The 22,485-nt window shown below is 65.5% G+C and carries 20 protein-coding genes; 10 read left to right on the top strand and 10 right to left on the bottom strand.

What is annotated here, in order from left to right:
- Nucleotides 1–2 precede the first annotated feature (2 nt).
- Nucleotides 3–614, bottom strand: a complete 612-nt coding sequence (locus FVD38_RS06035) for a LemA family protein (RefSeq protein ID WP_147933971.1) — start codon at nucleotides 612–614, stop codon at nucleotides 3–5.
- 149 nt (nucleotides 615–763) lie between these two features.
- Here FVD38_RS06035 and pyrF point away from each other — a divergent pair, with 149 nt between their 5' ends.
- Entirely contained in the window at nucleotides 764–1,588 is an 825-nt protein-coding gene (pyrF, locus tag FVD38_RS06030) for an orotidine-5'-phosphate decarboxylase (protein WP_147933970.1), read from the top strand.
- Nucleotides 1,589–1,740: 152 nt separating this feature from the next.
- On the opposite strand, the gene sbcB is transcribed toward pyrF, so the two are convergent.
- Together sbcB and FVD38_RS06020 are read right to left on the bottom strand one after the other, a co-directional pair.
- Entirely contained in the window at nucleotides 1,741–3,186 is a 1,446-nt protein-coding gene (gene sbcB, locus FVD38_RS06025; RefSeq protein WP_147933969.1) for an exodeoxyribonuclease I, read from the bottom strand.
- A gap of 96 nt (nucleotides 3,187–3,282) precedes the next feature.
- A complete protein-coding gene (locus FVD38_RS06020; RefSeq protein WP_147933968.1) occupies nucleotides 3,283–4,245 on the bottom strand; it encodes a GGDEF domain-containing protein in 963 nt (320 codons plus the stop codon).
- 114 nt (nucleotides 4,246–4,359) lie between these two features.
- Here FVD38_RS06020 and FVD38_RS06015 point away from each other — a divergent pair, with 114 nt between their 5' ends.
- Nucleotides 4,360–5,184: a helical backbone metal receptor gene (locus FVD38_RS06015; protein WP_147933967.1), complete on the top strand. Its 825-nt coding sequence runs from the start codon at nucleotides 4,360–4,362 to the stop codon at nucleotides 5,182–5,184.
- Nucleotides 5,185–5,224: 40 nt separating this feature from the next.
- Here FVD38_RS06015 and FVD38_RS06010 read toward each other — a convergent pair whose 3' ends face one another.
- Entirely contained in the window at nucleotides 5,225–5,602 is a 378-nt protein-coding gene (locus tag FVD38_RS06010; protein WP_147933966.1) for an HPF/RaiA family ribosome-associated protein, read from the bottom strand.
- A gap of 310 nt (nucleotides 5,603–5,912) precedes the next feature.
- Here FVD38_RS06010 and FVD38_RS06005 point away from each other — a divergent pair, with 310 nt between their 5' ends.
- Entirely contained in the window at nucleotides 5,913–7,535 is a 1,623-nt protein-coding gene (locus FVD38_RS06005) for a methyl-accepting chemotaxis protein (protein ID WP_147933965.1), read from the top strand.
- A 17-nt stretch (nucleotides 7,536–7,552) separates the two neighbouring features.
- On the opposite strand, the gene FVD38_RS06000 is transcribed toward FVD38_RS06005, so the two are convergent.
- Complete coding sequence (locus tag FVD38_RS06000; RefSeq protein ID WP_147933964.1) at nucleotides 7,553–8,800, bottom strand: MFS transporter; 1,248 nt, start codon at nucleotides 8,798–8,800, stop codon at nucleotides 7,553–7,555.
- Nucleotides 8,801–8,876: 76 nt separating this feature from the next.
- Entirely contained in the window at nucleotides 8,877–9,905 is a 1,029-nt protein-coding gene (locus FVD38_RS05995) for a CDP-6-deoxy-delta-3,4-glucoseen reductase (protein WP_147933963.1), read from the bottom strand.
- Between the two features lie 149 nt (nucleotides 9,906–10,054).
- Between FVD38_RS05995 and FVD38_RS05990 the strand changes: the two genes are divergently transcribed.
- Together FVD38_RS05990 and FVD38_RS05985 are read left to right on the top strand one after the other, a co-directional pair.
- On the top strand, nucleotides 10,055–10,942 hold the full coding sequence (locus FVD38_RS05990) for an NAD(P)H-binding protein (protein ID WP_147933962.1): 888 nt from the start codon (nucleotides 10,055–10,057) through the stop codon (nucleotides 10,940–10,942).
- A gap of 169 nt (nucleotides 10,943–11,111) precedes the next feature.
- Nucleotides 11,112–11,384, top strand: a complete 273-nt coding sequence (locus FVD38_RS05985; RefSeq protein ID WP_147933961.1) for a hypothetical protein — start codon at nucleotides 11,112–11,114, stop codon at nucleotides 11,382–11,384.
- A gap of 59 nt (nucleotides 11,385–11,443) precedes the next feature.
- Here the strand turns inward: FVD38_RS05985 and FVD38_RS05980 are convergent, their stop codons facing one another.
- From FVD38_RS05980 to FVD38_RS05965, 4 genes are all read right to left on the bottom strand, one after another.
- Complete coding sequence (locus tag FVD38_RS05980; RefSeq protein WP_147933960.1) at nucleotides 11,444–12,109, bottom strand: glycine-rich domain-containing protein; 666 nt, start codon at nucleotides 12,107–12,109, stop codon at nucleotides 11,444–11,446.
- A 258-nt stretch (nucleotides 12,110–12,367) separates the two neighbouring features.
- Nucleotides 12,368–14,209 (bottom strand): sensor histidine kinase, encoded by a 1,842-nt coding sequence (locus FVD38_RS05975; protein ID WP_229493433.1) that lies wholly within the window; start codon nucleotides 14,207–14,209, stop codon nucleotides 12,368–12,370.
- A gap of 230 nt (nucleotides 14,210–14,439) precedes the next feature.
- A complete protein-coding gene (locus FVD38_RS05970; RefSeq protein ID WP_147933959.1) occupies nucleotides 14,440–16,632 on the bottom strand; it encodes a metallophosphoesterase family protein in 2,193 nt (730 codons plus the stop codon).
- Nucleotides 16,633–16,798: 166 nt separating this feature from the next.
- Complete coding sequence (locus tag FVD38_RS05965; RefSeq protein ID WP_147933958.1) at nucleotides 16,799–18,553, bottom strand: glutamine--tRNA ligase/YqeY domain fusion protein; 1,755 nt, start codon at nucleotides 18,551–18,553, stop codon at nucleotides 16,799–16,801.
- Between the two features lie 165 nt (nucleotides 18,554–18,718).
- Between FVD38_RS05965 and FVD38_RS05960 the strand changes: the two genes are divergently transcribed.
- Genes FVD38_RS05960 through FVD38_RS05940 form a run of 5 tightly spaced genes read left to right on the top strand, consistent with a single transcriptional unit; the run spans nucleotide 18,719 to nucleotide 22,475 of the window.
- Entirely contained in the window at nucleotides 18,719–19,012 is a 294-nt protein-coding gene (locus FVD38_RS05960) for a DnaJ domain-containing protein (RefSeq protein WP_147933957.1), read from the top strand.
- A gap of 60 nt (nucleotides 19,013–19,072) precedes the next feature.
- Complete coding sequence (locus FVD38_RS05955; protein ID WP_147933956.1) at nucleotides 19,073–19,582, top strand: hypothetical protein; 510 nt, start codon at nucleotides 19,073–19,075, stop codon at nucleotides 19,580–19,582.
- Nucleotides 19,572–20,357 carry a hypothetical protein gene (locus FVD38_RS05950; protein ID WP_147933955.1) on the top strand — a complete coding sequence of 262 codons (786 nt, stop codon included), beginning with the start codon at nucleotides 19,572–19,574 and terminating at the stop codon, nucleotides 20,355–20,357. Before FVD38_RS05955 ends, FVD38_RS05950 begins: the two co-directional genes overlap by 11 nt.
- A gap of 17 nt (nucleotides 20,358–20,374) precedes the next feature.
- Nucleotides 20,375–21,253, top strand: coding sequence for a hypothetical protein (locus FVD38_RS05945; protein WP_147933954.1), 879 nt, complete (start codon nucleotides 20,375–20,377; stop codon nucleotides 21,251–21,253).
- A gap of 10 nt (nucleotides 21,254–21,263) precedes the next feature.
- A complete protein-coding gene (locus FVD38_RS05940) occupies nucleotides 21,264–22,475 on the top strand; it encodes an MFS transporter (protein ID WP_123071345.1) in 1,212 nt (403 codons plus the stop codon).
- The last annotated feature ends 10 nt before the right edge of the window (nucleotides 22,476–22,485 follow it).

Raw genomic sequence — 22,485 nt, 5'->3', positions numbered from 1 at the left:
GCTTACTTGCCGAAGTCGACCGTCGGGGCGGTCGAAATCGCCTTCTCGTTCTCGACGGTGAACGAGGGCTTGGTCTCATAGCCAAACACCATCGCCGTCAAGTTCTTGGGGAACTGGCGCACGGTCACGTTGTAATCCTGGACCGAGGCGATATAGCGCTGGCGCGCCACCGTGATGCGGTTTTCCGTGCCTTCCAGCTGCGACTGCAGGTCGCGGAAGCTCGTATCGGCCTTCAGGTCGGGGTATTTTTCAGAGACCATCATCAGGCGCGACAGGGCGCCCGACAGCTCGCCCTGCACCTGCTGGAACTTCTGGAAGGCCTCAGGGTTGTTCAGCACCTCGGGCGTGATCTGGAAGCTGGTGGCCTGAGCGCGGGCGCGGGTCACTGCTTCGAGCGTGGCGCTTTCGTGCGAGGCATAGCCCTTGACGGTGTTGACCAGGTTCGGGATCAGGTCGGCGCGGCGCTGGTACTGGTTCACCACTTCGCTCCATGCCGCCTTGGTGGCCTCGTCCTTGGTCTGGAAGTCGTTGTAGCCGCAGCCGGACAGCAGGGCGCCGGCCAGGACGGCGCCGCCGAGAAGACGGGTCCAGCGATAGAAGAAGGAATTGGTCATGATGATGTTTGTGTGTACAAGTTGTCGAATGATCAAAATATACCTGAAACAGACATGCTTGGGCGTCCGGGCGGGCGCCGACTGGCGGCGATGGACCGCCGGCAGGTACAATAATGGGTTTGCATTTACAAAGATACAAGGGGCTAGAGGTGAATTTCATCAACAAACTTTCCGCCGCATGGGCCAGCAACGATTCGCTGCTGTGCGTCGGCCTCGACCCGGACCTGGCGCGCCTGCCAGCCCATCTGCAAGGCCAGCCGGACGCCATCGTCCAGTTCTGCAAGGCCATCATCGACGCCACCGCCGACCTGGCCTGCGCCTTCAAGCCGCAGATCGCCTATTTCGCCGCCCTCGGCGCCGAAGACCAGCTGGAAGAAATCTGCGCCTACCTGCGTGCCACTTACCCGCACATCCCGCTGGTGCTGGACGCCAAGCGCGGCGACATCGGCGCCACCGCCCACCAGTACGCGCGTGAAGCCTTCGAGCGCTATGGCGCCGACGCGGTGACGGTCAGCCCCTACATGGGCTTCGATTCGGTCGAACCGTATATGGAATGGCCGGACCGCGGCGTGATCGTGCTGTGCCGGACCTCGAACGCGGGCGGTTCCGACCTGCAGTTCCTGGACGTGGCGGGCCGCCCGCTATACCAGCACGTGGCCCAGCTGGTCGCCGAAAAATGGAACCGCAACGGCCAGTGCGCGCTGGTGGTGGGGGCGACCTTCCCGGACGAGATCGCGCAGGTGCGCAAGCTGATCGGCGATATGCCGCTGCTGATCCCGGGCGTGGGCGCCCAGGGCGGCGACGTCGAGGCGACCGTCAAGGCGGGCCGCACGGCGGATGGCGCGGGCATGATGATCAATTCGTCGCGCGCGATCCTGTATGCGACGCCGCAGGAGGGTGAGGATTTCGCGGCGGCGGCGCGGCGCGTGGCGCGCGAGACGCGCGATGCGATCAACGCGCATCGCCACGGTTGATAGCGCGGCGGAGCTTGAGTACTTAGGTTCCCGCCTTCGCGGGAACGACGTGCCGAGTGGAGTGGTCGAAGTTGAAGCCAACGCTCACCCCACACTCCAACAACGTCGTTCCCGCGGAGGCGGGAACCCAAGTCATTAGGGCAGCCCCCAGCTCAATACCGATCCGGCACAATCGACTCCGCATAGTCGTACAGCGCCCCAAGAATCTCCTCGGCGCGCTCGTCCGCCGTCTCCGACAGCGCATCGATCTCGGTAAACAGCTGGTCCACCGTGCGCGCCCCATGCGCGCCTTCGAACAGCCGCGCAGCGCGGTGCGCTTCCCACAACTGCATCTCGTCTTCCGATAGCGTGTGCGGGAAGTTGCGCGCGCGATAGCGGAACAAGAGTTCGTTGAGGCGCTCGTCCTCGAAGCTGACGCGCTTTGCCAGCGCCTCGGGCTTCTGCATGCGCAGCGACTCCAGCTGGCGGCGGTCGTCGCGGCTGACGAAGCCGCCGTACAGGTCTTCGTCGACGTCCACCGCTTCGCCCGCACCGGGTTTGGCCAGCACCTGGGCCCAGATCGCTCGCATGTCCGGCCCACCGGCCGCCAGCGCGGCGTGCGCGCGGCCGCGCTCCAGGTCGATGTCCCAGCGCGTGGCCAGCTCGGGCCGCAGGGTCTTGAGGTTCCCGACCAGCATCGGCGATTTGTTCAAGTGAACGCTCTTGATCGGCAGCCGGGTCACGCCTTCGGGCAGTTCGCTCGCGCGCGTGTACATGCGGGTGCGGATGGTGTCGGCGTCGAGCGCGAACAGTTCGGACGGGTCGTGGCGGCAGTCCCAGACCAGCACTTCGTTCTTGTTGGTCGGATGCTGGGCCAGCGGATAGACCAGGCCCAGGCAGCCGTACTCCACCGGGAACATGCCGGACACGTGCAGGAAAGGCTGGCGCTGGCCCGGGTCGAGGTGCAGTCCCATCTCGCTGGCGACGCGGTCCTTGCGGCGCAGCTCGAGGCAGAAGTCGAACAGGCGCGGCTGCTTGGCGCGGATCAGGCGCGCCAGCGCGATGGTGGCGCGCACGTCGGACAGCGCATCGTGCGCCGCTTCGTGGGCCAGGCCGTTGGCGGCGCTCAGGTGTTCCAGCCTGAAGCTCGGCTTGCCGTCTTCGCGGGTCGGCCATTCGATGCCTTCCGGGCGCAGCGCGTACACCATGCGCACTACGTCGAGCAGGTCCCAGCGGCCGCAGTTGTGCTGCCACTCGCGCGCATACGGATCGATCAGGTTGCGCCAGAACAGGAAGCGGGTTACCTCGTCGTCGAAGCGGATCGTGTTGTAGCCGACGCCGATCGTGCCCGGCTCGCTGAAGGCGGCTTCGATATGGCGCGCGAATTCGTGCTCGGGCACGCCCTGTTCGAGGCAGTGCTGCGGGGTGATGCCGGTGATCAGGCAGGATTGCGGGTCGGGCAGGAAGTCGTTGGCCGGCTGGCAGTACAGCATGATCGGCTCGCCGATCTCGTTGAGGTCGGCGTCGGTGCGGATCGCGGCGAACTGGGCCGGGCGGTCGCGGCGCGGCACTGCGCCGAAGGTTTCATAGTCGTGCCAGAGGAAGGTATGCGTGCTCATGTATTGTTATAAAGGCTGCCGTCACGGCGTCAACCGGCATGGTGGCACATCCGCGCGGAACAGTCACGACCGGCGGCAAAGGTCCGGGCCATTGCGTCAGGCGCAGACGCGGTCCCGTCCCGCTTCCTTGGCGCGGTACAGGGCGGCGTCGGCCGCCGCCAGCAGGCTGCGCTCGTCGCCTCCGGGCAGCAGGCTGGCCACGCCGAAGGAGCCGGTCAGGTGCGGCAGCGGCAGGCGCATATCGGGGAACACGACGGCCAGGCGCAGGCGCCGGCACAGGCGTTCGGCCACGCCGGTCGCCATGTCCGGCGTGGTATCGGGCAGCACGGCCAGCATCTCTTCGCCGCCATAGCGCACCGCAAAGTCGGATGGGCGGAGCGCGCCGCGGATCACGCTCGCGGCGGTGGCCAGCGCAGCGTCGCCGGCGATGTGGCCGTGGGTGTCGTTGAAGCGCTTGAAGTGGTCGAGGTCGATCATCACCAGCGACAGCGAGCTGCCGTCGGTGGCCGCGCGCGTCGCCAGCTTGGGCAGCATCTCGTTGAGCCAGGCGCGGTTGTACAGGCCCGTGAGCGGGTCGTTGAGCGAGAGCTGGCGGTAGAATTCGCCCAGCTTCTGGCGCCGGCGCAGCAGGGCGTTGGTGGCGCGGATGCGGAAGGACAGCAGGCGCAACAGGTTACGCGCCAGTACGCCCGACCGCTCGATCAGCGTCCACACCATATCGGATTCGATCACCAGCAGTTCGGTGTCCTCGAGCGCCGTCATCGCCGCCAGGTTCAGCGCGTCGTCCAGCACCGCCTGTTCGCCGACACTCTCGCCCGGGAGGATGCGGCTGGTGTTGCCCTCGTCGCCGGCATGGGCGTCGGGTGCGATCTCGAGCACGCCCGACAGCACGATGTACAGGCGCGCCTGGCCGCCATCGTCGATGCGGCGCCCGCGCGCCATGCGCACGACGGCGCAGCCAGCCACCATCGCGGCGATGGCCGGGTCGGTCTCGTCGCGAAACAGGTGCAGGTCGCGGATGGTGGTACGGGAAGCACCGAAGGTGCCGATGTGTTCCAAGTGGGGCCTCGAGCGAATCGCGTAAGGTTGAGTCCTTACAGCGGTGAAATGATAGCCTATCGGACCTGGAATGCGTATTCGGCGCGCCTTAAACAACAATGGTGACATGACGGCATGAGTGATTCTGACAATTGGCTGGATGATGTGCTCATTGATGCACTTGGGCACGCGCATCGGCTGGCCCCGGATGCGCGCATCGTGTCGCTGGTGCCGTCGATCACCGAGCTGCTGTGCGACCTCGGCCTGGCATCGCGGCTGGTCGGCCGCACCGGTTTCTGCATCCACCCGAAGGCGGTGGTGGCGGACATCCCCAAAGTGGGCGGCACCAAGGACGTCAACCTCGAGAAGATCCGCAAGCTGGCCCCGACCCACGTCGTGGTCAATATCGACGAGAACGAAAAGCCGACCGTCGATGCGCTGGCGCAGTTCGTGCCGCACGTGGTGGTCACGCATCCGCTGGTCCCGCAGGACAACCTGGCGCTGGCGCGGCTGATGGGCGGCATCTTTGGCGCCCGGGAGCAGGCCGCGTTATGGTGCGCGCAGTTCGAGGATGAACTGGCGCGGCTGCGCGCGCTGGCGCGCGGTCCCGCGCGCACGGTCCTGTACTGCATCTGGCAAGACCCGTGGATGAGCGTGTCGAAGGATACGTATATCGCCGCCATGCTGGCCGAACTGGGCTGGCGCGTGCCCGAACTGGGGGCGGCCCGCTATCCCCGTTTCGACTGGTCCGAAGCCCTGGTGGACGGGCTCGACGCCGTGCTGCTGTCGACCGAACCTTACCGGTTTACCGAGGCGCACGCGGACGCGCTGGAAAAGCAGATCGGGATTCCCGTGCTGCTGGTCGATGGCGAGATGATGTCGTGGTATGGAAGCCGAGCCCTGGCGGGCCTGCGCTATCTGCGCGAAGTGAGGGAAATGCTGGAAGGAAGCGCAGGCTGAAGTGCAGGCCCGGACGGGCCTGCGCTTCATTGGAGCACGATCACATATCCGTCAGGTGCTTGTCGGCGGTTGGATCTTCGGTGTGCGTGATCGAGGCGGCGCGCTGCTTGTCGTGCAGGCGGCCGAGCGCGCTGTCCAGCGCACGCGCCAGCTTGCCGCCGGCGTTGTTGATGGCCTGGTGCAGGTCGGTGGCGTGCTCGTGGATGACGATCGGCGCAATGCCGGTCAGGCGTGCTTCGAGCATGCACGAATTGCCGCCGTCCGCCTTTTTCTCCTTGTTCTCATTACTCAAGTGAACGTCAACGCGGTTGACCTGGTCGCCAAAACGGCCGATGGAGGTGCGCACGACTTCCTGCACGTGCTCGTCCAGGCCCTGATGCTTGTTGATGGTGTTATCGGTATTTACGTTGATCTGCATGGATGGCTCCTGTAAGTCGTTACGGCTTCATCTTACACCTCTCGCGATTTTCGCCGCGCCCGCTCTGTTAGCGTCTTGCTAATTCCAATTCTCTATCGTTGTTGCTGAATTGCCACATAGAAATTATTTGCTCTTTTTGTAGGAATAGTCCTACTAAAATTGCCTGAAACCGCCAATTCTATCGAATTGTTTCGCCTTAACGTTCGAAAGTCACAAGATTCGAAAAAGGTTGCGCGTGGAAAAACCGATCAAACACGCAGAAGCCTCCGCGTTACACGGCCAATGCAATGACAGGAACAGGAATAACAAGATGCAATTGAAGCAACTGAAAATCGGCCAGCGCCTGGCGCTCGCGTTTGGCCTGGTACTTGTGCTGCTGGCTGTCGTGCTGGCGACGGGCGTCCAGAAACTGAGCGCCATGAACGATTTGCTGGTCAAGGTCGTGGAAGTGAACAATGCGCGCATCGACGCCGCCGGCGCGATGCGCGACAACCTGCGCCGGATCTCGATCGCCGTACGCGACATGACGATCATTTCGGACGAAGCCCAGATGCAGGAACAGTCGACCGCGATTGCCAAGGCGCGCGAAGCCTACGAGGCCGGCGCCAGACTACTGGATGGGTCGATCACTTCCGATGAAGGCAAGGCCCAGCTGGCCAACACCGCTGCGGCCGCCGCCAAGGTGCTGCCGCTGATCGCCAAGGGCGAAGCGCTGGCGCGGCAAAACGACCTCGATGCTGGCCGGGATTTCCTGCGCAACGAGTTCGTGCCGGCCATGCGCGGCTGGACCACCTCGATCGACGACATCATCACTCTGCAGAGTACGCGCAACAATGAAGACCAGGCCCGTGGACGCGACGCCTATGCGCAGGCACGCGTGCTGATGTTCAGCGTCGGCGGCTTCGCCCTGATCGCGGCGGTCGCCATCGCCTGGCTGATCACCCGCTCGATCACCCGCCCGCTGAACCGGGCCGTGGAAGTGGCGCGCACCGTCGCCGCCGGTGACCTCTCCAGCCACATCGAGGTGACCTCGCTGGATGAAACCGGCCAGCTGCTGGGTGCGCTGAAAGACATGAACACGAACCTGCGCGACATCGTCAGCCAGGTGCGCGAAGGCACCGACACCATCGCCACCGCCTCGGACGAGATCGCGTCGGGCAACCTCGACCTGTCGAGCCGCACCGAGCAGCAGGCCAGCTCGCTGGAAGAAACCGCTTCGTCGATGGAAGAACTGACCTCGACCGTCAAGCAGAATGCGGAACACGCACGCCAGGCCAACGGTCTCGCGCGCTCGGCCTCCGACGTCGCGATCCGGGGCGGCGCCGTGGTGTCCGACGTGGTCGAGACCATGGGCGCCATCCACGCGTCGGCCAGCAAGATCGTCGACATCATCTCGGTGATCGACGGCATCGCCTTCCAGACCAATATCCTGGCGCTGAATGCGGCGGTCGAAGCGGCGCGCGCCGGTGAGCAGGGCCGCGGCTTTGCCGTGGTGGCGAGCGAGGTGCGCAACCTGGCCCAGCGTTCGGCCAGCGCGGCCAAGGAAATCAAGACCCTGATCGACGACTCGGTGAACAAGGTCGACGAAGGCAGCCGCCTGGTGAGCCAGGCCGGCGCCACCATGGACGAGATCGTCGTGAGCGTCAAGCGCGTGACCGACATCATGGGCGAGATCACGGTCGCCAGCCACGAGCAGGAAAACGGCATCGAGCAGATCAACCAGGCGGTGACCGAGATGGACGCGGTGACCCAGCAGAACGCGGCCCTGGTCGAAGAGGCGGCGGCCGCCGCCCAGTCGCTGAAGGAACAGTCGGCGCTGCTGGCCGAGACGGTCAGCGTGTTCAACCTGGGGACCGGCCAGCGCAATGCCGGCGCGGCCCGTCCGGCGTCGGCAGCGTCGGCGTCACACCAGCGCGCGCTGGCGGTGGCCTGAAGCCAGGGCGCGGGAGTTTAATTCCCGCGCTCTTTTTCGTGGTGCGGGAAGCGGTCCATCCTTGACAGCACCGGGAACAGCACCGCCCACAGCCCGGTGACCACCAGCGTGGCGACGCCGCCCAGCAGGATGGCGCGCGTCAGGCCCAGCCAGCCGGCGGTGACGCCGGACTCGAATTCGCCCAGCTCATTCGAGGCGCCGATGAACACCGAGTTCACGGCGCTGACCCGGCCGCGGATCTCGTCCGGGGTCTCGTACTGCACCAGCAGGTGGCGGATGTAGACACTGACCATGTCGCCCACGCCGAGCAGGAACAGGGCGGCCAGCGCGACCGGGAAGCTGTCGGTCAGGCCGAGCACGATCACGCACACGCCGTACAGCGCGACGCCGCCGAACATCCAGGCCCCGACCCGGCGCGTGATCGGGAACATCGCGAGCGTGATCGAACACAGGGCGGCGCCGACGCCGGGCGCGGTGCGCAGGAAGCCGAGGCCGGTGGGGCCGGCGCCCAGGATGTCGTGGGCGTAGGCTGGCAGCAGGGCGGTGGCGCCGCCGAACAGCACCGCGAACAGGTCGAGCGAGATGGCGCCCAGCACGATCGGGCGCGAGCGCACGAAGCGCAGGCCCTCGAGCAGGGTGTGCCAGCTGACCGGCGCCTTGTTGATGATCTGCTGGATGCTGCGCGTGTTCGTCATCAGGAGCACCGCCAGCGCCAGCAGGCTGGCCGAGGTCATGTGCACGACCTGCGCGCCCAACACATACAGCAGGCCGCCGACGATCGGCCCCAGGATCATCGCCACGTGCATGGTCGACGAGCCGAGCGCCACCGCCTGGCTGAACTCGCGGTCGGGCACCAGGTTCTTTAGCACCGCCTGCGAGGCCGGCATCATGAAGGCGCGCGCGCTGCCGAACACCACCAGGATCGCGAACACCGGCCACACGACCGTGCTGCCGCTGGCGGTAAACGCGATCAGCAGCGCGCTGCACAGCAGCTGCACCGCCATGCAGGCCATGACGATCAGGCGCCGGTTGTAACGGTCGGCCACGTGGCCGGCCCACAGGATAAATAACAGGAACGGCGCGAACTGCGCCAGGCCGATCAGGCCGAGATCGAACAGGCTGCCGGTGATCTGGTACACCTGCCAGCCGATCGCCACGCTCTGCATCTGGACGGCAAAGGTGGCGAGAAAGCGCGCCGAGAGATAGAAGGCGAGATTGCGGTTGCGCAGGACGCCGAGGCGGCCGGAGGGAGACAGCAGGGACATGGATTGTTCGGGGCGACGGGATAACCCATCATTGTGCCCGAAGATGCGGCGCCGCGTCGGCGCCGCCAGCGGCGGTTCAACCGCCCGCCAGGTCCGCCTCGGTGGTAAACGAATCGGCGAAGAACTCGTCTTCCGGCAGGCCGCACAAGGCCGTGTAGTCGCGGCGCGCCGAATCGACCATGACCGGGGCGCCGCAGGCGTAGACCTGGTGTCCCGACAGGTCGATGACGTCCTGCATGACGGCCGCGTGCACGAAGCCGGTGCGGCCCGTCCAGCCATCTTCGGGCAGCGCGTCCGAGATCACCGGCACGTAGGTGAAGTCGGGCAGCGTGGTTTCCCAGGCGCGGCACAGCTCGTCCATATACAGGTCTTGCGGGCGGCGGCCGCCCCAGTACAGGCGCACCGGGCGGGTCGACTTCAGGTGCATCAGGTGCTCGACCAGGGCCTTCACCGGCGCGAAACCGGTGCCCGAGGCCAGCAGCACGATCGGCTTGTCGGATTCTTCGCGCAGGAAGAAGGTGCCCAGCGGGCCCTCGAAGCGCAGGATGTCGCGTTCCTTCATGGCGCCGAACACGTGGTCGGTGAACAGGCCGCCCGGCAGGTGCCGGATGTGCAGTTCGAGCGGGCCTTCGAACGACGGCGCGTTGGCGATCGAGTAGGCGCGGCGCTTGCCGTCCTTGAGCAGGAATTCGATGTACTGGCCGGCGCGGTAGGCCAGCAGTTCGTTGGCCGGCAGCTGCAGGTTGACGATCGCGACGTCGGGCGCGGCGCGGCGGATGGCGGCGATCCGGGTCGGCATCTTGCGCAGCGGGTAGTCCGAGCTGCCGCCCACTTCGCGCGCCTCGATCACCAGGTCGGTGCTCGGCACGGCGCAGCAGAACAGCGACATGCCGGCGGTCTTCTCGATGTCGGACAGCGCGCGCTGCTGGTGCGGCTTGTGCTCCACCGCGCCATCGAGCACCTTGCCCTTGCACGAGCCGCAGGCGCCGTTCTTGCAGCCATAGGGCAGGCCGATGCCGGCGCGGATGGCCGCGGAAAGAACGGTTTCATCGGCTTCGCAGGTGAACTGGCTGCCGCTGGGCTGGACGGTGATCTGGAAGGTCATGCGAAGTCTGAGGTAGGTGCGCACTGGCGCAAGTGGTTGATCCGATGGCGGTTTTGTCGAAGCAGGGCGTTATTTTACACTGGCCCCGGATTTGCCGGGCACGGCCCTGTGCTAAAGTGCCGCGATCCGCATTGTCCAGCTACCCACCCATGTCCCAACGCGCCCCTTTCGCCCGTCCCCGCCTGCTCATCGTCGGTTGCGGCGACGTCGGCATGCGCCTGTTGCCGCTGCTGGCCGGCAGGTTCCGGGTGTTCGCCCTGACCAGCCAGCCCGAGCGCCGCGCCGAGTTGCGTGCCTTGGGCGCGGTGCCGGTGGTGGCCGACCTTGACCGCCCCGCGACCCTGGCGCGCCTGGGGCGGCTGGCGCCATGGGTGCTGCACCTGGCGCCGCCGCAGGCGGATGGCGAGCACGATCGGCGCACGCGCCACTTGGCGGCAGCGCTGGGAAAGGTCGAGCGCATGGTGTATGTGAGCACGAGCGGCGTGTACGGTGATTGCGGCGGCGCGCTGGTCCATGAGCACCGCCCGGTGGCGCCGCGCAATGCGCGCGCGCGGCGGCGCGTGGACGCCGAACGCGTCCTGCGCGCGTGGGCCCTGGCCACCGGCGCATCGCTGGCCATCCTGCGTGTGCCGGGCATTTATGCCGACGACCGCCTGCCGCTGCGCCGGCTGGAGCAGGGCACGCCGGCGCTGCGTGCCGAGGACGACGTCTACACCAGCCACGTGCACGCCGACGACCTGGCGCGCATCGTGCTGGCAGCCTTGCTGCGCGGACGGCCCGGGCGTGTGGTGCACGCGGTCGACCGCACGCGCATGAAGATGGCCGACTATTTCGATGCCGTGGCCGACGCCTTCGGCATGCAGCGCCCGCCGCGCCTGGCGCGCGCCGAACTGCAAACCGCGGTGTCGCCGATGCTGCTGTCCTTCATGTCGGAATCGCGGCAGCTGGACGACACGCGCCTGCGCCGCGAACTGCGGGTGCGCCTGCGCCATCCCGACGTCGCCACGACGCTGGCGCGCCTGCGCCGGGGCCCATGACGTCCCATGAGAACGCCCTTATGGATTAGTAAACATTATTTATCGACTATCTGTATAATTTCGCGTCCCGCGAAAACAGCCGTATAAATACTAACGGTTTGCCTCTTTCTGCTAATTTTTCGCGGTGCAACGTGTTAAATAGCAAATTAACAATAATACTGAAAGAGCCATGCCGATTCGCCGCCTTCCACCCGGCGCCGAGTACGACCCTAACCGGGTCCTCGACGCCATCATTTCCCGCCTGCGCCTGAAGAACGACGCCGCCCTGTCGCGGCTGCTCGAAGTCGCGCCACCCGTGATCAGCAAGATCCGCCACAGCACGCTGCCGATCGGGGCCACGCTGTTGATCCGCATGCACGAGGAGAGCGATTTCAGCATCGGCGAATTGCGTGCGCTGATGATCAGGAAGGGAAGCGAAGCAGGGCTGGCGCTCGCCGAATAAAGCGACAGCCGGGATGGCGGCATGGCTGCCATCCCGGCTGCGAGGGTCAAGCAGGCAGATCAGGCGGTGTGCAGGGACTTGCCGGGGGCAGCGCAAAACGCGGTGGCATTGGCCTGCTTACCCGGGGCGGCGCAAAACGCGGTGTCGCTGGCTTGCTTGCCCGGGGCGGCGCAAAACGCGGTGTCGCTGGCTTGCTTGCCCGGGGCGGCGCAAAACGCGGTAGCGCTGGCCTGCTTGCCCGGGGAGGCGCAGAATGCGGTATCGCTGGCCTGCTTGCCTGGCAATGCGCAGAATGCGGTATCGCTGGCCTGCTTGCCCGGCGCTGCGCAGAAAGCGACGTCGCCTTTGATGACCACGCCGAACTCGGCCTCATAGATGTCGCGCATGCGGTCGCCGGCACGCTGGCGTTCGCCATCGTCGGCGCCGGCGCCCATGCCGACATACGGATAGTGGTGTAGGAAGAATCCGAAGGTGGCCTCACAGTCGCGGGCGTATTTCATGGTGTCCAGGATGTGATAGTGCCAGAAGGTGTCGACGTCGAAGGTCGGCGACGCGCCCGCATCCGGGTATTTTTTCATCAGGAACAGGAAGCGGCGGTACTCGGCCTCGACGGCATTGGCACGGTGTTCGGACCAGCCTTCGCCCGATTCCACGTGCATCAGTTTCATCTTGATCGGGGCCAGGTCGAGTGCTTCAAAGACGGAGAATTCGGTATTGGTCGACATCGTTTCACCTCGTTTTGTGTTGTAGACGTTGGTGGTGCTTCATCCCTGTTTTTCCTGCTGCGCTTAGGTACTGCGCTTGTGCTGCTCAATGGTCAATAATGGCCTCCTGCATGCTCGATAAAGGAAGAATTCCGGTGTGTTGACCGGCGACAGCTATAGGAATTGTCCTGCGGTCTGTCAGAGTAATTGTTGAGGTTGCTCAAATGCCGGGGACTTTGCGGGTTTTTGGCAACAGCCATACGCACATTGCCAGTCACTTCAGGCAGCCACTGCGATCGGAGACGCCTTGCCGGGATAGAAGTCCATGCCCAGGTCCCTGTACATGCCGATCACCGGGATCGTGACGACGATCGTGGTGCCCGAATCGAGCCCGCTGCTGATCGAGAACGAGCCGCCAAGGATGCCGACCCGCTCTTCGATTCCGACCAGGCCGAACGAACCGTTGCGGTTGCGGCTGCCAGGCTGCATGCCGACGCCGTTGTCGCGGATGGTCATGGTGAGCATGTCGGCCTGCTGCTGCAAGGCGATCCTGACCCTGGTAGCGCGCGCATGCTGCGCGACATTGTTGAGAGACTCCTGCAGGATGCGGAAGAAGGCGGTCGCGCAATGGTCGTCGATGCGATGCTCGCCGTCGTCGTCGACCAGTTCGCACTCGATGCCGGTACGGCGCGCGAAATCGGCCACCTGCCAGTCGACTGCCGCCGACAGGCCCAGGTCCAGCACGTTGGGACGCAAGTCGTTGATGATCTGGCGCACGCTGCGGATGGTGACCTCGATCTGGCGCACGGTGGCGTCGGCGCGCGCGTGCAGGCGCCGGTGGCCGCCGCGGGTGCGATTGGCCAGGAGTTCTGCCTCGATCTTCAGCGCCAGCAGGTTCTGCGCCAGGTCGTCGTGGATCTCGCGCGCGATGCGCTTGCGTTCGCCTTCCTTGATCTGCTCGGCGTGCGCCGCCAGCAGGCGCAGCTTTTCGTGGCTGGCCTGCAGCTTGGCCTGGCTGGCGCGCAGCTCGCGGGTCATTTCCTCGGCCATGCGCAAGGCGTTGCGACGCGACGAGGCCAGGGTCTGGAACAGGGCGTAGAGCAGGGCGGCGCTCATGCTGGCGGCGAAGGATGCCAACCATGGGTAGTACATGTCGAAACGGGTGTAGAGCGCCGACTTGGCGACGCTGAAGTCCGCGCGCCATACGCGCTGGTTGAATTCGATCGGCAGGCTGGTTGCGAACACGCTGCCGTCGTCGGGTGGCGGCGCCGGCTTGGGGTGTTCGACGGTGGCCAGGCTGTCGTAGAGGACGGTCCGTGGCGCCGGTTCGCCAGGCTCGGTCAGCTCGGTCAACATCAGGCGCACGCCTTCGACCGGGAACTCGTCCAGCACGCCGTTGACCAGCGGCGTAACCCCGAACCCCAGGCCGGCCGAGCCGACATAGGCCAGGCGCCGCTGTTCCGCACTGGAAGCGGGCATGTCGCCGCGATAGACCGGCAGGCGCAACGCCAGCGCGATCTGGTTCGGCTCGGGCCGCAAGGCGATGCGAGTGCCGGAAGCGCTCAGCAGGCCGCTGTCGCGCGCATGCGCCATGACGCGCCGGGTGATGCCGCGCGCCTCCAGGTCCAGGCCCAGCTTGTCGTACAGGTCGGGCGACAGCGGCTCCATATACACCAGCACCGTGTAGCTGTCGCGCTCGGATGAGGGCAAGAGCGGCGTGTGATGGTGCACGCCATGCTTCGCCAGCCGTGCACGCAATTCCTCGTTTAGTGCCGGCAGGCCGTCAGCGCGCACCATGCGCGCATAATTGAGGACCACGATGCCGGGAAAATTGCGCTTGATATCGAGTTGCTCGACGTACTGGCGGAACTGGGACGCGGTGGTGTCAGGGTTAACGCGAAACAGCCCCGCGACCCCGCGCAGCACGTCGCCATAGCTCTTGATACGGGTATCGATATTGTTTTGGGCGGCGCGCGCCATGCCGCGAAATCGCGCGTGGGCATCGCTCTCGATCGCCTCCGCTGTGGCGAAATAGGCGCCGGCGCCGAAAGCCAGCGACAGCAGCACACCCGTGATCAGCGTGGCTGGCGCGAACATCGCGGAAGGTCGATCTGAAGGCATGCGGTGGTCTCGAAAATGCGGGGTGGCGCGTGGTCGCGCTCGGCGTCAATACTTACGTACGCTAAGCAATGTCTGACGAGACAGGAGCTATCAGGTTTACTAGGTTTTACAAAAACACGACGTCTGGAAGTGAGGCTGCCGACGTATGCCTCAGGGAGTGCATCGTCGTTCTTGCAAAAAAAGCGCTGCGGCCATGGGCTGCAGCGCCTTGGGGTGACTCGGAGCGGCAGTTAGTTGAAGCTCAGCCCATTATTGCTGGCGTTGCTGACCTTCTTGCCTTTCAGGTCCACCGTGAAATGGTCGCTCGGCTTGGCCGAACCCAGGCCCTTGAGGATGGCAAACACCTGCTTGAACTGGTTCTGGAACGGCACGTGCACCGGGTTCTGGTCGGATGGCTTGTCGCCTACCTTGACGATCGCCGCCGGCGTTGCCGGGAAGGCGGCCATCAGGAGCTTGTACTGGTTCACGCGCTGCTGGCCCATATCGCGCAGGGCCAGTTCGCCCGCATACACGGTGCGGTGGAAGTCGCCGTAGAAATCATAGGCCGAGATGGCGGCGAAGTCGTCCAGGCGCAGGCCGGCGGCGCTGGCCAGCTTGTCGGCGCGCGCGGTGGCGTCAGCCCAGTCGGTCGCCAGGGTCGAGGCCGGCGCCGCGGTGCCGGCTGCGGTACCCGGTGCGGCGCAGGCTGCGGTCAATGGAACGACGCCAGGCGCGTCCTTCAGCTGGGCCAGCGTCACCTTCGTCTGCAACTGCGACAGGATCAGCATCTGCTTGCCATTCAGGGCCATCGCCGCTTCCTTCATCTCGCATGGCCAGTATTCGTCCATGAAGCGCAGGCGCGACAGTTCACCGAAGTACTGATGGGTGTACTCGCCGTAGGAACGGGTCTCGAGGATGTCGCGGTCCCAGCGCTTGGCGGCGTCGACGGGCGCCGAGCTGCCCTTCAGGTAGTCGTTTTCGACCACGTAGTGCGGGAACAGCTCGGCAAAGCGCGGCACCGTGTTCAGGGGCATGGTCTGGACGTCGATCGTATCCTGGTTCTTGTAGGTGACGATCTTGTAGGCCGCGCCGTACACCGCCAGCGAAGGCGACTGGACGTTGACCAGGTAGTTGCCGCCGGCATCCTGGTGGTCGTTGGTGCCGTTGAAGTGCATGTGGCCGCCGACGTGCAGGCGCAGGCCGGTCGCCGCCACGGCGTTGGCGACGGTCTGGTCCGGCACGCGCGCGGTCTGGAAGGCGCCCGACTTGAACACGGCCTTCATGGCCGAGGTCTGGTTGGCGTAGAAGTCCATGGTCGGGTAGTGCGAGAAGGCCATCAGCTGCTTGCCTTCCGCCTTGGCGCGGGCGGCGACCGACTTGATATAGTCCATCAGGAACATCTTGTGGGTGATCACCTTGTTCCAGCCGGCGTTGCCGGCGCCGTCGTAGCCCTTGAAGTCGTGCGGCTTGGCCGGATCGAACTTCGCGTTCGGGACGAAGACGTTGGCGTCGATCGAGAGCAGCCACAGGCCCTTGACCGGCTCCACCAGGTAGGTGCTGTCGATCATCTCGGTACATTTGGTGAAGGCCTTGCCCAGCTTGGCTTCGCCGGCCGCTTTGTAGGCGCCGCCCGAACCTTCGAGGCAAATCTCGAACTGGCGGTTCTTCACCGCGGCCTGGGCCAGCGCTTCGTCATAGCTGTACTTGCCGCCAGCGTACTTGCTGAACGGGGTTTCCCACAGCAGGTCGGCCTTGTTCGGCATGAAGCCGAATTCCGCCATCTTGGTCATCAGGCGTTCGGTGCCTTGTTCCATGATCTGGTCGGTGCAGATCACGGTCGGGTCCTTGGCGACGCAGGCCGGATTGCCGGTCGCGTAGATCTTCTGTTCCTTGCCTTCCTTGGTCAGGAAGTCGTTCTTGCCGGCTTCGTTGTCGTCGTAGGGCTCGACCGGATCATGGTTGCCCGGCGCCAGGAAGAAGCGCATGCCCTTGGCCTGATAGGTCTTCATGATCTCGGCAATGCCGTCGACGTTCATCGGCTGGGCGTCGTCGGTGTAGTCGCCCGGCAGCGCCACGACGCGGATGCCCTTGGCGTAGGCGTCGTCCAGCGCGGCGAAGAAGGCGAAGTAATTCTCGTTGAACAGGCGGGTCGAGGTCAGCTGCGCGTACATCGTGCGGATGGTCGCGTTCTTGCCATCCTTGGTCGGGATGCCGGCGAACTGGCTGTTCTTGAAGTCGCCGTAGACGTTCTGGAAGTGCACGTCGCTCATGAAGGCGACCGGCGTCGGCACCGGAGCGGGCGCAGGGTCCGGCGTCTGCACTGGCGGCGGTGGCGGCGTGGTCGCGACGGGATCGGATGGATCGCTGGGGCTGCAGCCGGCCAGCAGGGCCAGGGAAAGGGCGGCGGCGCAGGAAGCGGCGGCGGTGAAACGTAAGGGGGTCATGCAAGTCTCCGGTCGGAAAGATGGCCGGCATGATGGCATTCTTGCATGACCGCTTTGTTACAAGGAGACGCCTCGGGCGTCACCTTTGTCTTGCGCGCCTTCACCGCAAAGTAAAAATCCCGCCGCGGCAACGCCGGGGCGGGATTCGTTCGTGGCAGCAAAGGACTTACTTACCCCAGCTATCCTTCAGCGTGGTCACACGATTGAACACCGGCTTGCCGGGTTGCGAATCGACGCGGTCCGCCACGAAGTAGCCATGACGCTCGAACTGGAAGCGCTGGTCGGCCACGGCATCCTTCAATCCCGGTTCCAGGTAGGCGGTAATGGTCTCCAGGGCATTCGGATTGAGCACCGACTTGAAGTCCTTGCCACCCGCGTCCGGCTGCGGATCGGTAAACAGGCGGTCGTACAGGCGCACCTCGGCTTCGAGCGCACCTGCCGCGCTGACCCAGGTGATATTGCCCTTGACCTTGTAGTTATCGGCGCCCGGCGTGCCCGACTTCGAATCCTCGAAGTACTTCACGTGCACGGCGATCACCTTACCGTCGGCATCCTTGTCGAAGCCGGTGCACTCGACCACGTAGCCGTACTTCAGGCGCACGCGGCTGCCCGGCTGGTCGCCCACTGGCGGGGTGAAGCGGAAGTAACCCTTGGTCGGGGTTTCCATGAAGTCTTCCTGCTCGATCCACAGCTCGCGCGTGAACGGGAAGGTGCGCTTGCCCATTTCCGGATGGTGCGGATGGACCGGCGACGAGCATTCCACCGACTCGCCTTCAGGGAAGTTATCGACGATCAGCTTCAAGGGACGCAGGACGGCGATGGCGCGCGGCGCCTTCGGATCCAGGTCGTCGCGCAGCGCGCCTTCCAGCGTGCCCATGTCGATCCAGCCGTCGGCCTTCGAGACGCCGATGCGCTCGCAGAACAGCTGGATCGATTCCGGCGTATAGCCGCGGCGGCGCAGGCCGACGATGGTCGGCATGCGCGGGTCGTCCCAGCCGGTCACGGTGCCGTCGTCGACCAGCGCGCGCAGCTTGCGCTTGGAGGTGACAACGTAGGTCAGGTTCAGCCGCGCGAATTCGTACTGGCGCGGCACCGGCTTGTTGAAGAAGCCGCCCTCGGCCAGGGTCGCCACCAGCCAGTCGTAGAACGGACGGTGGTCCTGGAATTCCAGCGTGCACAGCGAGTGAGTGATGTTCTCGATCGCATCCGAGATCGGGTGCGTGTAATCGTACATCGGGTAGATGCACCAGGCGTCGCCCGTGCGGTGGTGGTGCGCATGGCGGATGCGGTACAGGGCCGGGTCGCGGTTGGTCATGACCGGGGACGCCATCGCATCCTCGCTCATCTTGGCGCGCAGGATGTGCTCGCCGTCCTTGTACTTGCCGGCCCGCATGTCGCGGAACAACTGCAGCGATTCCGCGGACGGGCGGTCGCGGAACGGCGAGTTGGTGCCCGGGGTGCCGAAATTGCCGCGGTTCTTCGCCATGTCTTCGGCGCTCTGGCTGTCGACGTAGGCGTAGCCCTTCTCGATCAGGTATTCGGCCATCTTGTACAGCTGCTCGAAATAGTCGCTGGCAAAGTACAGGTGTTGCTGGCCTTCGCGCTCCCACGAGAAACCGAGCCACTTGACGCTATCCATGATGGTGTCGACGTATTCCTGGTCTTCCTTCTCCGGATTGGTGTCGTCGAAGCGCAGGTGGCACAGGCCGGCGTAGTCGCGCGCCAGGCCGAAGTTCACGCAGATCGACTTCGCGTGGCCGATGTGCAGGTAGCCATTCGGTTCCGGCGGGAAGCGGGTAATGACCGGCGGCAGGCCGTCGCGCTGGTGGGTGCCTGCGGCCAGGTCGGATTCGACGATCGCACGGATGAAATTCGACGACGGTGCATTGCCCGGCGCCGGGGTATTCTTGTCGTTGCTCATGAAATAGTTCTGGAAGGGTAAGTTGGGGGGCATTTTACCGTACCCGGAGGCGGCTGAGGTTGCCCGCGTCGCGAGCCGGACATGGGCGCTCGCGCCACGTCCGGCGTTTTCTATAGGATAATCTCTGTTTACCGTATTTTAAGATAGTTGCCGGGAGAGTTTCTGTTGGAAAATTTATATGCGATCCTCGGCGTCGCGCCGAACGCCACCGACGACGAGATCAAGAAAGTCTACCGCTCGCTGGCCATGCGCTACCACCCGGACCGCAACGGGGCGCCCGGCGCGGAAGCGCGTTTCAAGGCCGTCACCAAGGCCTACGAGATCCTCTCGGACCGTGCCAAGCGCGAGGAATACAACCAGAGCGTGAACCACCGCATCGTGCTGGACGCCGAGGCCGAGGCCTTCGAGCTGTGGCGCTCGCTGTTCGCGCTCAACGGCGTAAACCTGCCGGCCAACTGACCCGGCACTACGGCAACACTGGATGCGGCCGAGCGCCGCGTCCCATCAACAGGATAGAACATGAAGAACGTACATCCCGAATTCTCCTTCCAGTCGCGTGAGCTGGAAGGCCAGATCGAGGGCACCCTGGGCGACCCGCCCAATCGCAAGAACTACGACATGATGGTCGGCGCGCTGGTGTCCGAATACGCCGACGGCGGCGGCATCGACGACGTCAATATGATGGCGTTCGCCCTGGTCGACAAGATCCGCTTCCTGGATCCGAAGGGCCTGATGCGCGAAGCGGCCGACTACGCCGACGGCGACCCGGCGCGCGTGTTCGCCATGGCCGAGTGCAATGGCGACGACGGCAAGGCGATGTATGAAGGCATGACCGCCAACTACCCGGAACTGGCGCGCCAGGCCATCATCACCGCCTTCCTGTTCAAGAACCAGAACCGCTGGGATGACGAGGATCAGTCGCTCGAGCAGCTCGGCCGCAACGACGACGGCGACGAGGTCGACGATAACGGCGACGCCACCGACGACTTCACCGGCCTGTTCGACGAAGGAGACCGCGATGAGCGATGAGAGCAGCAAAACCAATCTACCGGCCCTGGTCAGCCAGGTCGGTGAGCTGGTGCTGGCCGGTTCGCTGGAGCATGCCGAAGAGGTGTTCTCCAAGGCCGCCGACGAGCATGGCGACTACGCCGTAGCCCAGGTCCTGACCGAGCTGCCGCCGCAAGTGACCGCGCTGCACCTGTCGGGCTTCGATGGCGGCAAGACTTCGCTGGCCACCATGCTGGTGCCGCCCAAGGCCTGGGCCGACAGCCTGGCCTTCATCGCCGCCACCTGGCCCGATAACCTGATCGAGGACGATCCCGAGCGCATCGCCGAGAACCTGTTCAACCACGTGCACGGCGTGGTCTACGCCCAGGACGACGAAGAGCGCCGCAATGAACTGCTCGAGGCGGCATCCGCCACCGACCATGGCGCGACCGTGTTCGCGATCCTGTGGTCGCTGGCGCCGAAGGAAATCCTGGAAGTGGCGGGCGAGATCCTGTCGAAAGGCCGCTACGTCAGCGGCCAGACCAGCGCCGACAGCGACATCGTGCCGCTGGCGGTCGACCTGGCCAAGGCCACCGAAGACGGCTGGGAGCGTTCGCTGCTCGAGCTGTTCCCGGAGTTCCGCCACAGCGCCGAGATGGCCGAGATCGAGCTGCCTGACGATCCGGACGAAGAGTCCGAATTCATGCAGCGCTCGACCCGCGACCTCCTGTTGCGCCTGAGGAAGCAAGTGCCGTCGGTGCGCAGCATGCCGCGCCGCAGCCCGCGCCGCAGCCTGGGCTCGGACATCTTCTCGTGACGGGAGCCGCCGCTTATATGCTGCCAGCCATCGTCATCGAACAACCGCCGCGCCTGATCCGTGCGATCAGGCTGCTGCCGGGCGAAGCCACGCCGGAAGAAGCGGCGATCCTGGCCGACGAGCTGTCCGGGATTACCGCCATGGTGGCCGAGAAGTTCACCAACGACCGCACCGCCGAAGGGATCGCGCGCGCGCTGCTGCTGACCGTGGGCGGTGTGTCCCTGGGCCTCGAGCACCTGATCCAGAGTGTGGACGAGGGCGACCTGGACGCGCTCGACATCCTGGTGGGGGAGGGCGCCGAACACGCCTTCCAGGCCGGTTTCCGCATGATCCGCGAGCTGGCCGCGCTGCCCGAGGACAGCCTGGTGAGCGAGTACGACAACGATCCGGTGTACGCCCAGCGCCGCCTGAAGGAGCTGTTCGTCGACATCTGCACCGCCGATCCGGGCGAATCGTGGTCGGGCTACGAGCGCTTCCTGGGCCAGGTCCAGCAGCGCCAGCAGGTCCAGGCGACCGTCAAGGCCGCCGAGTGGCTGCGCAAGAACCACTACGAGGGCCCGGTCAAGGATCCGGACCTGAATTCCGAGGGCGTGATCGCGCTGGCCATCATCTTCGCGGCCGAGGGCGGCGCGCGCATCACGGCGCGCACCGGACAGAGCGAGTTCGAGCGCTTCGTGAAGGCGCTGCGCAAGCACCAGCCGGACTTCGAGCAGGGCTGGGCCGAGTTCCTGGCGCGCATCCCGCCGGCTCTCCAGCCGGTGATCGCCGAGCGCATCGACATCTACCGCAAGCATTGCACGGTGCTGGAACAGATCGGCACGAAGGCGACGATCGCCCAGCTGATGACCGAGCTGGAGAACTACGCCGGTTCCGAAGTAGATCCGGAATATCCTTGAGCACGCCTGCATGAGCACCCCCGGCGCACGCATCGCCGCCGGCAGCCCGGCCTTCCGGCGCATCAACCGCGCGATGGCGTTCGGGGGCTTTTCCATCTTCGCCCTGCTGTACTGCGTCCAGCCGCTGATGCCGCTGCTGGGCCATGACTTCCGGCTATCGCCGGCCCAGAGCAGCCTGGTGCTGTCGGTCTCCACCGCCACCCTGGCGCTGGCGCTGCTGGGTTCTTCCAGCGTGGCCGAGCGCTTCGGCCGCAAGCCGGTGATGGTTGCCTCGATGATCAGCGGCGCGGTGCTGACCCTGGTCTGCGCCTTCGCCGCCAACTACACGCAGCTGGTCGCCGTACGCGGCCTGATGGGCCTGATGCTGGGCGGCTTGCCGGCGGTGGCCATGGCCTACCTGAGCGACGAGATCGAGCCGACCTCGCTCGGCCTGTCGATGGGCATGTATATCAGCGGCAGCGCCTTCGGCGGCATGAGCGGGCGGGTGATCTCGGCCTTCATCAGCGATGTCGCGTCCTGGCGCGTGGCGGTCGGTCTGCTCGGCGCGGCCGGGCTGTACGCGGCCTGGGAATTTTCGCGCAGCCTGCCGCCGTCGCGCCATGGCGGCGCGCTGCCGGCACGCGGGCCGGGCTTCGTCGACGGCCTGCGCATCCATTTGCGCGACCCGGGCCTGCCCTGGCTGTTCGCGCTGCCGTTCCTGCTGATGGGGGCTTTCGTCAGCCTCTATAACTACATCGGCTACCGCCTGCTGGCGCCGCCGTTCGGGCTGCGCCAGAGTGCGGTCGGGCTGCTGTCGCTGCTCTACCTGCTGGGCATCTTCAGCTCGATGTGGGCCGGCAAGCTGGCTGACCGCCTGGGCCGGCGCAACGTGCTGTGGCTGGTGATGGGGGTGATGATCGCCGGCTTGCTGGTGACGCTGGTCGATGCGGTCGTCGCCGTGGTGCTGGGCGTGGGCCTGGCAACGTTCGGCTTCTTCGCCGCCCATTCGGTGGCCAGCAGCTGGGTCGGACGGCGTGCCCAGCCGCCGCAGGCGCTGGCCTCGGGCATCTACCTGTTCTTTTATTATCTCGGCTCGAGCGTGGTGGGGTGGTTCACCGGCTATGTGTACGAGCACTGGGCCTGGCCCGGGGTGGTGGCGCTGCTGGGCGCGATCCTCGGCATCGGCCTGCTGATCGCGCTGCGCCTGCGCACGCTGGCGCCAGTCGCCGTCAGCGGCAGGTAGGGTGGAAACA

This window comes from Massilia arenae, assembly GCF_008014745.1.
GTDB classification, from domain to species: domain Bacteria; phylum Pseudomonadota; class Gammaproteobacteria; order Burkholderiales; family Burkholderiaceae_D; genus Telluria; species Telluria arenae.
Note: the sequence above shows the minus strand (reverse complement) of the source record. Positions and strands in the feature narration are given on the sequence as shown.

Excerpts from the sequence above, each read along its gene's own strand:
- FVD38_RS05980 (WP_147933960.1), bottom strand. The coding sequence starts at position 12,109 with ATGTCGACCAATACCGAATTCTCCGTCTTTGAAGCACTCGACCTGGCC.
- FVD38_RS05975 (WP_229493433.1), bottom strand. The coding sequence starts at position 14,209 with ATGCCTTCAGATCGACCTTCCGCGATGTTCGCGCCAGCCACGCTGATC.
- FVD38_RS05945 (WP_147933954.1), top strand. The coding sequence starts at position 20,375 with ATGCTGCCAGCCATCGTCATCGAACAACCGCCGCGCCTGATCCGTGCG.
- sbcB (WP_147933969.1), bottom strand. The coding sequence starts at position 3,186 with ATGAGCACGCATACCTTCCTCTGGCACGACTATGAAACCTTCGGCGCA.
- FVD38_RS05995 (WP_147933963.1), bottom strand. The coding sequence starts at position 9,905 with ATGACCTTCCAGATCACCGTCCAGCCCAGCGGCAGCCAGTTCACCTGC.
- FVD38_RS06015 (WP_147933967.1), top strand. The coding sequence starts at position 4,360 with ATGAGTGATTCTGACAATTGGCTGGATGATGTGCTCATTGATGCACTT.
- FVD38_RS06000 (WP_147933964.1), bottom strand. The coding sequence starts at position 8,800 with ATGTCCCTGCTGTCTCCCTCCGGCCGCCTCGGCGTCCTGCGCAACCGC.
- FVD38_RS05965 (WP_147933958.1), bottom strand. The coding sequence starts at position 18,553 with ATGAGCAACGACAAGAATACCCCGGCGCCGGGCAATGCACCGTCGTCG.
- FVD38_RS05990 (WP_147933962.1), top strand. The coding sequence starts at position 10,055 with ATGTCCCAACGCGCCCCTTTCGCCCGTCCCCGCCTGCTCATCGTCGGT.
- FVD38_RS05955 (WP_147933956.1), top strand. The coding sequence starts at position 19,073 with ATGAAGAACGTACATCCCGAATTCTCCTTCCAGTCGCGTGAGCTGGAA.
- FVD38_RS05950 (WP_147933955.1), top strand. The coding sequence starts at position 19,572 with ATGAGCGATGAGAGCAGCAAAACCAATCTACCGGCCCTGGTCAGCCAG.
- FVD38_RS06035 (WP_147933971.1), bottom strand. The coding sequence starts at position 614 with ATGACCAATTCCTTCTTCTATCGCTGGACCCGTCTTCTCGGCGGCGCC.
- FVD38_RS06010 (WP_147933966.1), bottom strand. The coding sequence starts at position 5,602 with ATGCAGATCAACGTAAATACCGATAACACCATCAACAAGCATCAGGGC.
- FVD38_RS06005 (WP_147933965.1), top strand. The coding sequence starts at position 5,913 with ATGCAATTGAAGCAACTGAAAATCGGCCAGCGCCTGGCGCTCGCGTTT.
- FVD38_RS05970 (WP_147933959.1), bottom strand. The coding sequence starts at position 16,632 with ATGACCCCCTTACGTTTCACCGCCGCCGCTTCCTGCGCCGCCGCCCTT.
- FVD38_RS05985 (WP_147933961.1), top strand. The coding sequence starts at position 11,112 with ATGCCGATTCGCCGCCTTCCACCCGGCGCCGAGTACGACCCTAACCGG.
- FVD38_RS05940 (WP_123071345.1), top strand. The coding sequence starts at position 21,264 with ATGAGCACCCCCGGCGCACGCATCGCCGCCGGCAGCCCGGCCTTCCGG.